Genomic DNA, 13,449 nt, shown 5'->3' on the forward strand with positions numbered 1-13,449 from the left:
CATTGTAATCGGTGTGGCGCCATTTTTATTAAAGAGGAATCTATCAATGAAATCTATTCGCGAATTTGAAGTGCTCCCAGTTTCAGAAGATATACATATTAACCGCGGGAAAATTGATGCTTTGTGTGCGGTTACAACTCACCTTGGTCATCAAACGGTTGTTCGTTTAACGCCACGACAATTGGTTCCAGTGATCGGGCAGGTTGCACAATTCTTTGGTGGCAGTATTGAACCAGAAAAGATTGTGGGTATTACGCGTATTCGTGCCGCCGGATTTCCCGAATGGCCAATCTTGCAATACCCAGAACATACTCGCAATGTATTAAATCTGGTGAGCGATTTGGAATGGGCGCGTCGCCAAATAAAAGCCAACCCAAATAAAGTAAAAAAACATTTCGACGCCTTGACCGCTGATCTAGGTGCGAGTGTTCCGCAGCTTATTCCGCCGCTACTTGATGAACTGTCTCGAATATCGGGCTATGCAAATAAACAGAAATTGGCAAAGCAGTTTTTCCAGCGAGCGAGGACCGCAGAACGGGTTCATTCATTGCCAATTGACATTGAGCACCATGCAACCGTACTTAAAGAATTCGCTGATTTAGGAATATTGACCTCGAAGGAGCTACAAGCAGAAGTAAAAGACGCATCTAAATACACTGGCGAACCTGCTGATATTTTTGCTTTTCTCCTAGATATCCATGCCCGCTATGTTGAAGCTGGAAATCCTCCGTATGCGTATTTGGTGCGTGATATGCGTAAATTGGGGGAGTCGGCAGGATTAAAGCAGGATGTCATTGATACAAAAATCATGGATGCGCTACTGCATTTGCAAGCCACAAAGAATGCTCCCCACAAATTCTGGGAAGCTCTACGTCATACCTTGCCGGAATATTTGCAGAATAATCCAGAAATAGCAGAGGAACTATTTTTTGCAAAACCACAAAATTTTAATATAAAGAAATACTTTTCTACGTTTACGGCCATTGGATTACTCGATCGAGTTCGAAATGATAGAACGCTCTATTGTCAGTGGTTGGAAAAAGTCCTTGGTAATTTGCGCGCTGATGAGTATATCCAAGGCACAAGCCTTTTGCTAAGTGAGCTACAAAACGCTTCCAGTCAACTTACAGGCGCAACTATTATGGTTGATTTCGGAAATATGCCACCAAGCATTCTCGATGCCTTGTGTGAATATGGTGTTGAGATTCGTTCATTGCATAATCATCGATGGATGAGCCGTATTCGGTGGGATCTGTGGCTAAGTGAGGAACCAAAAGAATTTCGCCGTGATTTGAGTTATATTGCAAAAAATTCCGAATTATCTGAGCGTTTTGCTGAAGAGTTAAACCATTGGGAGATTAAAACTTATTGCGACGTTATATACAATAATAGCGGTGCTTTGGAGCTTCTGAAACGAAAAATTGCGACCTACATTTCCCAACTTGAACAAGCATTCGGCAGTGTTGCTGAAACGCAAAAAGTCCTGAACCTAGTTAGTGAATTGGCGTTACCGGAATTGCCAAATATGGTTGGCGATCAAATCCGGCGCTTGTTTTCCTTCCAGGCTGTCCCGAACTTCCAACAAGCTGTGCGTTCAGGGTTGCTTTTTGAACTTACTTGGCCAGCATTTGAATCCGAAGTAAGTTCACTGCAAAGCGAAAACAATGATGATGCTGTATCCGTGTATGAATCTTATCCGGGCGCAGCTATTGTTTGCGGAAATGATATTTCAATCGTAGAGGGTGAAAAGGTAGTTTTTCGCGGATCGCTACCTGCTGGTGCATATACCGTTATTGGAGTTCAGTTTGTACAAAATAACGTGATGTTAGTGTATGAACCGCGCACTGATTGGCGGATTTTTACGCAATGGCTGGGTGCGGTGGAAACAAAAGCTTTTCCATTTTCTTCATTTCCTGGTGACCAATTTTCTTTGCAGGTAGAAGATGGGCGCCTTACAAGTGATGGACTTATTGTTCCTGGAAAGCTAGTTCATCCAGGATGCCGGGGGACTGTGTTAGCAACCAACCATAAAGGCATTCCAGCTTTTACATGTGGCGTAAATGATGGGGATCTTACCCGGATTTGGGATGGAAAAAACCTTGCGGTGTTCAAGGGAGAGGCTTTGGAGATTTTGGAAAAGCTCGGAGTCTTCGATATGGCACTTGATTTTTCAGGAATACAGAACGCTGAGTTTATCCCTGATCACAGTATGATTATTCCGGCTGATAAAACAACAATTTCAAGCCTTTTAGGTCAAATTGACGGTGTGCACCTTAGTGCACAATTCCGTAATGAAGATGGCACGTATTTTTGTGTCAGCCCGCTAGGTACCTTTAAGACCGCAAAAAGTGGAATGTTCCCGTTGCAGCGCCCAGGTGGTGGGTTCTGGTTCGTGGGCCAAAACGCCAATCTTTACGATTCGGACACTGAAAATGTATTGGTGGTTAGGGCAGAAAGTTTGGGGGAAAGCGCTGTGTTAGCGCAACTGCCGGTGTCGGCGTGGCATCAGCTGCGCCCGCGAAGTGTTGCTGCGAGTGTTGCAATGCGTAATTATTCAGCTGAACAAGCAAATGCAGTTATCGACGCCGTGGAAAACGGCGATAAAGAGTTGGCTCAAGGTATTATCGAACAACAATTACCAGGTGCCGATTCAGTGTTGTGTAAAGCGGTGCTGGCTTTGGCGGAAAGCATGCATGAACTGGCTGTTGAGTTTTCACGCTGCGCAAACCTTACTGGACAAACGATAAAAGCAATTGAGCTTCCAGAATTTTCGCTAGAAGCTTTGGCGCTTCTATATAATTTTCACCCTAACTTTTCGTATCCGCACGTATCTTTGTTGAATCGTCTGGTAGACCTACTTTCAGAATTCTGCAGCACCGGTGGTGTTAGTACACAATACTTCGATTTTTTTGAAGAAGTTCCGTGGCTAAAACTTGTGGGACGCGAACGCTACATTATTGGGATATTAGGTGCACCACTTTTGGGGAAGCTCGTCGGCGAGAAAAACGTTATTGAACTGGCGAAATTTTTTAAGGATGGAACCCAGAAAGGAATTTTCTGCTCCGACTGGCGGTATCTGCAAGTAAACCTAGGGCAGACAAATGACAAGTTTGATGAGTTTTGGCCTGCTGAAACAGTGATCGATGGTTGTCTTGTAATTGACCAAGATTGGGATGATTATGATAATGAGATTCGATATGTTTGGGGTTTGAAAGATAAAACTACTGTTGATGGTTTTCCTGTTGTCCCCCAGGATTATTGTCCACTATCAGCAGACGAGTTTGTAGCGTGCCTAGATGCTATTGAGGCTCAGGTAGCAAACCGAGACCTTGATCTAACAGCCGTGGAAACTATTGTGGAAAATACTGGGCTTACGTCGCAAGCAGTAAAGCATGTCTTTGGTGGGATTCTCCATGGTGCGTTGAGTCGAGGAACGCAACTTTCACCCGAACAGAGAGATGTCTTTGGGTTCACGGCTGAAGAAGCAAAAGGTCTTTGCTTGGAAATTGATTATAGAAGCGACATTATTGCAAAAATGCTTGAGGCTGCGGTACCTGAAGAAAATGCCGTTTCCTATATATTGCAGGGTTTGGATGCTCAACGCGTAGTAGAGGCTTGGAAGCAATACGGTCCGAGTACAACACTGCGACTCAGCCCCGCAGAGTTGGTTGTGTTTTCCAAGCACTTTTCGCACAATCTAGGGAATTTGCTGCGCAACTTGGAAGAAGATCCATTCGCTTTTCTTCGAGAGCATTCTCATGCCTGCTCGACATTGGGAGGTTGTATTGCAGTGTTGCTCTTGGCGGCTGAGTCTGAGGAATGTACTGCTGCGCGTAGAGAGTATATCGTCCAGAAACTTCTAAAGCTTCGGGATGCACTGGAGCACAGCTTGCAGACAGATGGTGAATTACGAGGTTACTTATCTGATATTGAGTTCGGTGCCGCGTATGACGATAAGCGGTTTGAATGGTATACCTACTCAACTAGCAATGATGCATTACGACCACTTCTGGAAGGATATCTCGATGTACTTATCGATGATTTAAAGCACAACAAGCCCGTGGAAGGTTGCCTGTGGGACCCAATGGTTTCGGCACCAGAGGTGGTGGAAGAAGTCTGCTCACAATTAAAGTTATCAGCGCAAGCTGCGCGGTATTACTTACAACTTCTTTCTCTTGCGGATCCGAGTGATCGAAATATTCGGCGATGGAACTCCTGGAAAACCTCGGATATTGCCAACGCTTCCAATGAATTGCTTGATGCTGGACTGATTATTGAGGCAAAACGCCAAAAAGCGGGTAGAACGCGTTTTGTGCCTGGGGCTTGGTTATCAGGAGGACGAAACGTAACCCCTATGGAGGCGTGGAAAGCCCCGCTCTATTTATTGTGGAAAGACACTCAAGTTCGGCCGATGTATGCAGGGACACCACTGCTTGTGCCTCATGGTGTGTTATTCAGGGAAGTTTGGGATCGTATTATTGCGGGTGATGTTCCTGGATACCAAGAGCTCACTACTGAGCAGTACCGTACGCGGCGTCGATAATTATTTAGTGCCAAGCATTGGAGTGCTGAAAGCGACGATGGGTTCACATAGGGGGTAGTAAACCTATCGCCGCTTTTTAGAAAGTATTTTTGGCATGAACTACAGGGGGTTTCAAGGTGTCCCATTGATTTCCTAGCAACTCTATATCCGAATGTGGAAGCGAAAAACGCGGGATTACCTCGAGTTAGTTGATAATACTTTGCCGTATCCGGGAAGCGGTATCGCTACATTGGGATTTGAATTGGCCGTATCGTTGTATTGGAACAGTGGGGACATGGGGCAATTGGAACCATTACAAATAAAAAATGGAAAAATACTTCCATTAGTTCGTGAATTTGCCCCAGAAACCGCTCCCATTGCCGCCACTATTTTTACGGTATGTGGGCATAGGGCGGTTGTGAAACTTGTTCCCGAATGTCTAGTACAGGCGGAGCGGGCCAATATCGTAACACTTGGTGGTACACAAGAGGGCGTGGTGACTGTTGGGGTGGGTACGCCGGATACATTGGGATTTCCAGAGTGCGTATTGGTGGAAAACCCGGAGTGCTTTCACGAAGTATTGCCCTTGATTCATAGTCTTCAAAATGCGCGAACGAGTGTTTGCGTGAAGCGTCGCCAAACACGAAACGAACTTTTAGAATTTACGGCTCAGGTATGCGGCACCCGACCCGAGTTTGCACCAGTTTTTTTGGAGGAGGCTAGTAGGATTTTCTGGTACTGCGGAGATATTGCGAGCGCGCGGATGCTATTTAGCAAAGCTAGAAACATCGAGGCGAACTACAGGTTGCCTGTGGATTATGGCAGACACTGTCGGGTAATCGAACAATTTGCGTCACTTGGGTTGTGTTCGGCAAAAGTGTTCCAAGTAGAAGCCAAAGGCATTGCTGCTATGTCTCCGGGCAGCAATGCTGCTTTTCTATGGTTGCTTCGCATATATATTGCGAATATTTGCGCTGGTTATGGCCCTTTTGAAACGGTGAAGCGTTGTTTATATCGCTTGGGAGACAAAGTGCCATTAAGCCGCGCAGCAATTAGCGCTGAAATGCGTAAAGCTATCCAAGCAACTGGAATGAAGCAATCAAATGAGCCTGTGTAAGAGACTGACCTTTTACTTTTAAAGCTCCAAGCGGGGGTAGTGGGCTTTAAAAGGTAGCGTCACACGCCTGCCGTGTTTGGTGCTAGTTATCAGGGCACATCTAGTGCGCTAATGTGAACTTAGCCAGAAAGGGTTCTTGGCTGGATCAATATAGTCTGCAAAATGGCCAAATTTTAGCTTTGTGTTCGGTAGGGGAAGCATACTCGCTGGCCTGGCTATTTGGTTATGTTGATAATAGCAATATTGTTCGGACGTGAGATTGGGGGGTGGCGCGTGAATGACTCGGGCAAAGCAATCATGTGGCGTGGCATTTCATCATGCATTATCCGTTAGGTCTTTGCAGGGGATGACGGGTACACCCTTTTGGGTGCACATGCTTCTATGCGTGCAAACTCATTGTTGTCTGGGTTTGGCCAGGGCTAATATCTCCATGTATTGATCGTTTCTACGGTATTTCGGGATTCGAGTTTAAGGTGTACTGCTCTGTGGATGGGGGCACTTGCCAAAGGGGTGGCGGGCGTACTTTTCTGCAAAATTACAGCACAAGCAGTGTATGCAGTGAAGAGTGCCAATTAATTATTAGAAAGTTATGAGAATTAGATCATTTATTATGTGTTGTGATGGCAATATTTTAGATTTTGGTTATTTTTCCAGCGTACTCTTTTTTGCGTTATCTGGTGTTTTGGAGCAAGGAAATATATATGGTAGGGGGGATTGATTCTAAAATAGTTGTCGCAGTATTCTGGCAAAGTATTCGCACTTCTGCTGCTGAATTGCAGTGTCATTGGGTTTGGTGTTGGTATTGGGTTGCTTATATTTACGGGGGTCTGGGTATACGCTTTGTGCTGCGATTAAGATAATCTCATGATTCGATTTCTGGCGGGGGTGGCATGCAATCCACGCACTTCGAATGGTTGTACGCAAACATATCTAAGTCAAATATATTGCGGAAAACCATATAGGGTGATACTAGATTTGAAGCAGCCATTTTTGTTTTGCGATAGCGTAAAATCTGCCGGCTAACATTTGAAGTAGAACTACCCCTAAATTGGCTATCTCTTTTGAGTAAGTTCCTGAACTAATCCTAAGAATTTGGAAATTGAGTAGCGTTTTAGCGCTGAATTTGTTTCTAATGGATGGTATGAATACAAGAACTACGTTTTGGCACCATCTTTTGAGGCCACTGAGTACAATGAAACGTTCTGGTCCCATTGCAGTTTTAGGGGCGTGTGCGCTGCTTGGGGCTGGGGCACCGGTGGCCTGGGCAGCGACTACGGCCACTACGGAAGCCGCCACAGAGGCTGCAGGAACGTATCCAGATACGGCGTTGATTATCGACGCCTCGGGCTCAATGTGGGCGCCTGATGCTTCTGGGCAGGTACGTATGGACGCTGCGAAGCAAGCTACCGTTGGTCTTGTAAATCAGTTACCAAAAGATCAAAAGCTAGCATTATTGACCTATGGTATTGGCACTGGCAATACCGACGCCGAAAAAGAAGCGGGCTGTAAAGATGTTCATACGCTCGTTAAGTTGGGTGGTTCGCATGAAGAGATCGCCACTCAGGTAGAAGGGCTGCAGGCAAGCGGGTATACCCCTATTGGGCCAGCTTTATTACAGGCGGAAAAAGAACTTGAGAGCACGGGACCTCGCCAAATCGTGTTGGTTTCGGATGGCATTGATACCTGTGCACCTCCACAAGTTGCCGATGTTGCAAAGGAAATTCGCGACCGCTCTGGCGATGAACTTGTAATCAATGTGGTTGGTTTTAATGTCAACGACGAGGCGCGTGCTCAGCTTCAGCAAGTTGCTGAAGTCAGTGGTGGCGTATACACCGACGCTAGTGATGCCGATTCATTATTGGAGTCTTTGGCAGCCAAGACTAACGGCGGTGACTCAAATAAGACCGATAGTTCAAAGACCTCTGGGGAAGAAACCTCCACATCTGAAACCACCGGTAGTGAAGATCCTTCCTCAAGCAAAGAATCGACAACTGCTTCTGAGGAACCATCATCCAGTGGTTCTGCAGCCGCAGCAGCACTTGGTGGTCTTAAAGATGATCAACCTGCTCCTGAGGTTTATAAAGGTAACCTTCCTGCCACTGTCCAAAGCGGCGGTGAAGTAAAAGACCAGGATCTTTCTTGGACTGTGAACCTTGAGCAAGGCCAGCAGCTCAATGCTGGATTCCTGATTCCTGAGCCGGCGAAGAACACCACTGGTGGAGGAACCGACATTACTTTGACACCAACGCTTACAAGCCCAGATGGAAAGAGCTGTGAAGCTACTGTTACAGAAGCCAAGGTGCAGGATGACTTTGCATTCACACAGTCTGCCTCATTGCTTTCCCCAGTGATTGAAAAGGCAAGCATGTGTAAGCCTGGTGAGTACACACTGTCTCTCAAGCGTTCTGGTGAACTTGTGGGAGACCAAGAACTGCCTGTTGAGCTTTCCTTGTGGGGCGTGCCACAGGTAGATGAATCGAATATGCCAGCTGCTTCCGATAAGCCTGAAGTTGGTGAAGTAACTGTTGGCACAGCTACTGGTAAGTTGCCAACAGATACTGATAAGTCCGCTGCACCAAGCGTGAGTGAAGGTACTTACGATGTAGAACTAGCCCCAGGTGAAACCCACTGGTTCAAAGTTCCTGTCAAGGACGGACAGCGTCTACAAATGCAGATGCAAGCAGATCCTACTGGTGCCGAAGGCCACAATGTTGGGTGGAAAGTCTTTGGCCCAATGTTTAACCCAGTGGAACTCAATGTTGGTGATAAAGGCAATGTTGGTTTGAATGCCAATGCAGAAACAGTTGCCGATATTGCTACCCAGCCAATTCGTTGGGCAAACCTCAAGACCGAAGGGCCTACGGCAAATGGTTTCCTCGCTGGTGAGCAATACGTAGCCCTCCGCCATAATGCTCCTGAAGGCGACACCAAACCTGCCAAGTTCCGGCTAGCCCTCGCAAATACCGGTGAGTCCGAGGCTGCACCAAACTTTGCACAGGCAACTGGTGTACCGGAAGGTACTGGTACCTCGAATACGGCAGCTAATACCAATAACAGCAGCAAGTCCGCCAATGTGTGGTGGTTGCTCCTCCTGCTGTTCACTTTGGTAGGTATTGTTTCCTATGTTGCAGCCCGCAAAAAGTGGGATAAGGACGAAGAAGCAGCAAAGGCGTAACTAGCCTCAATGGGTGTGTTAGTGAAATAGTGTTCAATATTGCTCTACACACCCATATTGCTTCGCCTTATGCTGGGCTAAAGGTACTTGCGGTGCAGGCAGTCGGTATAGTTTGTCGGTATGACTGCAGCGTTTATTGACCTTATGGATTATGACGAAGTTTTAGAAAAGTTCGAACCAGTAATGGGCATGGAAGTGCATGTTGAACTGGCTACTGAAACGAAAATGTTTTCAGCAAGTTCAGCGCATTTTGGTGCAGAACCTAATTCAAACGTCGATCCAGTAAGTCTTGGGCTTCCTGGTGCGCTGCCAGTGGTTAATGCCAAAGGCGTTGAGTGGGCAATTAAAATCGGGCTCGCCTTAAACTGCTCAATTGCGGAGTCTTCTCGGTTCGCTCGAAAGAATTACTTCTATCCTGATCAGCCGAAAAACTATCAAATTTCGCAGTATGACGAGCCGATTGCGTTCGATGGATACCTCGATGTGGTGCTGGATGATGGTACCGAATGGCGTGTGGAAATCGAACGTGCTCACATGGAAGAAGACACCGGAAAACTCACACATATTGGTGGAGCTGATGGGCGTATTCATGGTGCACACAGTTCATTAGTGGACTGCAACCGAGCTGGAGTTCCACTTATTGAGATTGTCACCAAACCAATCGAAGGTGCTGGCGAGCGTGCGCCGGAAGTAGCGCGTGCCTATGTTTCGGCATTGCGTGATTTGGTGAAAGCTCTTGGTGTTTCGGATGCTCGCATGGATCAAGGATCGATGCGGGTGGATTCCAATGTGTCGCTTAAACGTAAAGGTGCTTCCGAATTTGGCACCCGCACCGAAACAAAGAACATTAACTCACTCAGGTCTGTGGAGCAGGCGGTGCGTTTTGAAATGCAACGTCAAGCTCAGGTTTTAGAAGATGGTGGTGAGATTATTCAGGAAACCCGCCACTATCAGGAAACTGATGGGACGACTACACCAGGTCGTGTCAAGGAAACTGCGGAAGATTATCGGTACTTTAATGACCCAGATCTTCCGCCGGTGATTGCACCACGTGAGTGGGTTGAAGAAATCCGTGCAACTCTTCCTGAACTGCCATGGATCCGTAAAGCCCGTATTCAAAAAGAATGGAATCTTTCTGATGCGGAAATGCGGGATTTAATAAATGCTGGTGCCTTGGAGCTTATTATCCAAACAGTCGAGGCTGGCACGACCTCCGGTGAAGCGCGTTCGTGGTGGGTGTCTTATTTGGCGCAAAAGGCAAATCAGGCAGGGGTGGAATTGGATGCATTGGAAATCACCCCAAGCCAAGTTGCTCGTGTAGTTGCACTGATTAATGAAGGCAAACTCACCAATAAACTTGCTCGGCAAGCAGTAGATGGTGTGCTTGCTGGTGAAGGCGATATTGACGATGTTGTAGCCGCTCGCGGACTTGAAGTAGTCCGCGATGATGGTGCTATTGAAAAAGCCGTTGATGAAGCACTTGCGGCGAATCCTGACATTGTAGAAAAGTACAAGGCAGGCAATAAGAAAGTTGCTGGCGCAATTGTAGGTGCTGTAATGAAGGCGACTCGTGGTAAAGCCGATCCAGCATTGGTGAACAAGCTTATTGCGGAAAAGTGCAGTTAAATTAGCTTTCACCTACTGGAGTATTCTGCGTATTAATGCAGGATAAGTCGGACCGCGATTCCGATCATTACTACACCGATTATTGCATTGACAATACGCCAGGTTTGCGGATTTGATAATGGCGTGGCAAGTTTTGCTGCGCCATAACCGATAGTTGGGAACCATATAAAACTGGCAGCGAGTGCGCCAGCAGCGAAATACCAACGGCCCGTAAGTCCATGTTGATTTGCAAGGTTGCCTAGCATTACCAATGTGTCTAAATATGCTGCAGGGTTAAGCCATGTCATTACGATCGCGGCAAGCGCTGGTTTTTTCCAATCTGGTTGGATTTTTTGTTGGCTTACCGTGGTCCGCTGTTTTACCTTTACATTCGAACTTGTAGCAGATTGGTCCGGCGCTACTTGATCAAAAGAGTTTGAAGGCGATATTTCTGTCTGTTTTGAACCACTATCGGTGGGTAAAGTTCGAGGTTTCCAAGCATCTTTAAAGCAACTCGCAGCGAAGTAAAGAAGATAGAAAAACCCAAACCATTTTAGGGCGATAAGTACTATTGGGGCGCGTTCCACGAGGACACCTACGCCGGCGGTACCGCCGAGGATAAGTAGGACGTCGGAAAGTAAGCAAATGATTATCACAGCGGTGACTCCGACTCGCGCAATGCCCTGGCGGATTAAGAGTGCATTCTGGGGGCCAATGGCGATAATAAGGGACAAGCCCATTAGAAAACCGTTGATAAAAATGCTCATAATGCAACATTGTGACCCAAACTCTACATAAGTAAAAATTAATGACTTTGAAGTTGGGTTAGAATCTCTAATATGAACTTGAAGCATTTAGCCACACTTCTTGCGGTCCTTGATGAAGGTAGCTTTGAAGCAGCGGCGGACTCCCTTGCTGTCACGCCGTCGGCAGTAAGCCAACGGATAAAAGCACTAGAGGCACAAGCTGGCCGAGTATTGGTAAGGCGTACTGTTCCAGCAACCGCAACGGAAGCGGGAGAAGTGCTAGCGCAGGCTGCTCGAAGAATGGCGTTATTACAAGCCGAAACTGATGCGCAAATGCGCGGTAGGTTAGCGGAAGTGCCCCTGAGTATTGCAATTAATGCTGATTCTTTGGCTACTTGGTTTCGTCCCGTCTTAGCGGATGTCGCGCGCTGGGGTGGGGCGTCATTGAGATTATGGGTTGAGGATGAATCACAATCATTGCAACTACTCCGAAGAGGGGATTGCTTAGGGGCGGTAACGCGGGAATCCAAACCTGTGTCCGGGTGCGACGTTGAGCCTTTGGGGCTCATGCGGTACCGCGCCGTCGCAACGCCACAATTACGTGATGCCTATACCAAGGATCGAACGCTTGATTGGGCAGCGATGCCGGTGTTGCGTTATGGGCGGAATGACAAGTTGCAAAATGAAGACCTCCACGGTCGGGTAAGCGAGCTTCCGGCCCAACGTAGGATCTCACAGATCCCCTCATCTGAGGGCTTTTTGGAAGCTGCTCGCGTAGGGCTTGGTTGGGCGTTGGTTCCTGATATTCAGGCGCAATCTTTATTGGATTCAGGTGAACTTGTGCTCTTAGATAGCCGTGTTTCTGATGTGGAATTATATTGGCAGCATTGGCGTTTGGAATCGCCCCTTCTCCAGCGACTTTCAGACACGGTTGTTACTGCTGCGCGGAGTGCCTTGAGCTAAGGAAGGGTATATATACGCCACGCCGAACAGGAATTTCACCCACGAACAGGGCAAACTCGCATACTGTTGCAGGTATGAGCGACAACACTCGTGAACCTGAAAATTCTGAAGTAGAGAATTTGGAAGTTCCTACGTCCCGTAAAGAAGGAGATGTCTATGCGCGGGCGGGTCGAGTAGCGCCCCAAAAAATTCCTGCGGCGCCTCAACAAACACCGACGCCTGAAGAAGAACCGGCTCCGGTGCCGTTTTCGGAGCAGACGCCTACCGTGACATTTGATCCTCGGGAGCACCTCGATGAAGATGTAGATATTCCCGTCGCTCCACCACAATTTGTGCAGGCGCCACAGACCCCAGCGCACCCCTCGGATGCGCCCACAACAGTGTTTGAACCGCAAGCTGCGGAGCCAAAGCCTATTCCAAGTCGGAGCGCTACTGCAGAAGGTGCAAAGACCTCTCCAAGTGATGATCCGAAAGTAGAGGCTATGCACTCCCCAGCAACGCCAGCAGGTGAGCCAACGGTAATGTTTGACGCACCTTCAGTGCGCCAAAACCCGGGCTTTACATTGCCGGAGCCAGGGGAAGAGGATCTTCATACTGCGCAAGGCAGATCAGATTTCCAATCGCGACCGGAGCAAACAACCACGCTACCGCCATATAGTCAGGTAACTGCGGATGAGCAATTCCGTAATAATCCAAGTGATTCTGTGGTGTCTCAAGGCGCCCCAGTTGCGGTAGCAGAGGAACATAGTGCTGTGCCAGCAGAGAGTCTGCCACCGCAAGCGGATGCGCGGCGCGGCACAATCGATTTCGGCATTTTTATTATTCGTGCCGTATTCGGCTTTTTCCTAATCTTTTTATCAGTTAAAACCTTCTTCCAACTTGGCGGAGATACTGGATTAGCCGGGCTGGAAGCGGAATATGCTAATTACCTCCAACCAGGAATACTGGCAGTAGCAATTCCAGCTATGTTGCTTACTGCCGGGGTATTTCTACTTCTTGGTTTAGTCACTCCTGTGGCCGCAGCGATTGCAACCACTGGTACGGCTTTCGAGGCATTACATCTTATTGATACCGATGGTGAAGCTTTTAACCTGCTCAGGATTGGTGATGGTGTAATTCTTGGCATTATCTTTGTGGCAATTTCGATTGGATTGCAATTTACTGGGCCGGGACGATTGTCGCTAGACTTTGGCCGCAGTTGGGCTCGTCGTCCACTGATTAGCTCCTGGGTGTTTGCCCTTTTAGGGTTGGCGGGTGCTGCAGCACTGTGGTGGTTTGGTGCGGGAGTGAACCCGTTTAACTAATCGCTACATATACAGAT

7 protein-coding genes are annotated in these 13,449 nt (G+C 47.5%); 6 read left to right on the forward strand and 1 reads right to left on the reverse strand.

The window, feature by feature from the left end:
• Positions 1-46: 46 nt before the first annotated feature.
• The 4 genes from CFREI_RS05475 (at position 47) to gatB (ending at position 10,440) form a co-directional block, all read left to right on the forward strand.
• Complete coding sequence (locus CFREI_RS05475; RefSeq protein ID WP_027013428.1) at positions 47-4,543, forward strand: hypothetical protein; 4,497 nt, start codon at positions 47-49, stop codon at positions 4,541-4,543.
• Positions 4,544-4,694: 151 nt separating this feature from the next.
• Positions 4,695-5,639 carry a hypothetical protein gene (locus tag CFREI_RS05480; RefSeq protein ID WP_027013429.1) on the forward strand — a complete coding sequence of 315 codons (945 nt, stop codon included), beginning with the start codon at positions 4,695-4,697 and terminating at the stop codon, positions 5,637-5,639.
• Positions 5,640-6,831: 1,192 nt separating this feature from the next.
• Positions 6,832-8,814, forward strand: coding sequence for a vWA domain-containing protein (locus CFREI_RS05485; protein ID WP_027013431.1), 1,983 nt, complete (start codon positions 6,832-6,834; stop codon positions 8,812-8,814).
• A 120-nt stretch (positions 8,815-8,934) separates the two neighbouring features.
• The gene (gene gatB, locus CFREI_RS05490; protein WP_027013432.1) at positions 8,935-10,440 is read left to right on the forward strand and encodes an Asp-tRNA(Asn)/Glu-tRNA(Gln) amidotransferase subunit GatB; all 1,506 of its coding nucleotides are present in this window, start codon (positions 8,935-8,937) and stop codon (positions 10,438-10,440) included.
• Between the two features lie 32 nt (positions 10,441-10,472).
• Here the strand turns inward: gatB and CFREI_RS05495 are convergent, their stop codons facing one another.
• Entirely contained in the window at positions 10,473-11,186 is a 714-nt protein-coding gene (locus CFREI_RS05495) for a LysE/ArgO family amino acid transporter (RefSeq protein WP_027013433.1), read from the reverse strand.
• A 72-nt stretch (positions 11,187-11,258) separates the two neighbouring features.
• Between CFREI_RS05495 and CFREI_RS05500 the strand changes: the two genes are divergently transcribed.
• The gene (locus CFREI_RS05500; RefSeq protein WP_027013434.1) at positions 11,259-12,128 is read left to right on the forward strand and encodes a LysR family transcriptional regulator ArgP; all 870 of its coding nucleotides are present in this window, start codon (positions 11,259-11,261) and stop codon (positions 12,126-12,128) included.
• A gap of 74 nt (positions 12,129-12,202) precedes the next feature.
• Entirely contained in the window at positions 12,203-13,432 is a 1,230-nt protein-coding gene (locus tag CFREI_RS05505; protein WP_051256102.1) for a DoxX family protein, read from the forward strand.
• Positions 13,433-13,449: the final 17 nt, after the last annotated feature.

This window comes from Corynebacterium freiburgense (assembly GCF_030408815.1).
In the GTDB taxonomy this organism is placed as follows: Bacteria; Actinomycetota; Actinomycetes; order Mycobacteriales; family Mycobacteriaceae; genus Corynebacterium; species Corynebacterium freiburgense.

Coding starts and splice junctions, on each gene's coding strand:
- CFREI_RS05475 (WP_027013428.1), top strand. CDS start 47: ATGAAATCTATTCGCGAATTTGAAGTGCTCCCAGTTTCAGAAGATATA.
- CFREI_RS05480 (WP_027013429.1), top strand. CDS start 4,695: ATGTGGAAGCGAAAAACGCGGGATTACCTCGAGTTAGTTGATAATACT.
- CFREI_RS05485 (WP_027013431.1), top strand. CDS start 6,832: ATGAAACGTTCTGGTCCCATTGCAGTTTTAGGGGCGTGTGCGCTGCTT.
- gatB (WP_027013432.1), top strand. CDS start 8,935: ATGACTGCAGCGTTTATTGACCTTATGGATTATGACGAAGTTTTAGAA.
- CFREI_RS05495 (WP_027013433.1), bottom strand. CDS start 11,186: ATGAGCATTTTTATCAACGGTTTTCTAATGGGCTTGTCCCTTATTATC.
- CFREI_RS05500 (WP_027013434.1), top strand. CDS start 11,259: ATGAACTTGAAGCATTTAGCCACACTTCTTGCGGTCCTTGATGAAGGT.
- CFREI_RS05505 (WP_051256102.1), top strand. CDS start 12,203: ATGAGCGACAACACTCGTGAACCTGAAAATTCTGAAGTAGAGAATTTG.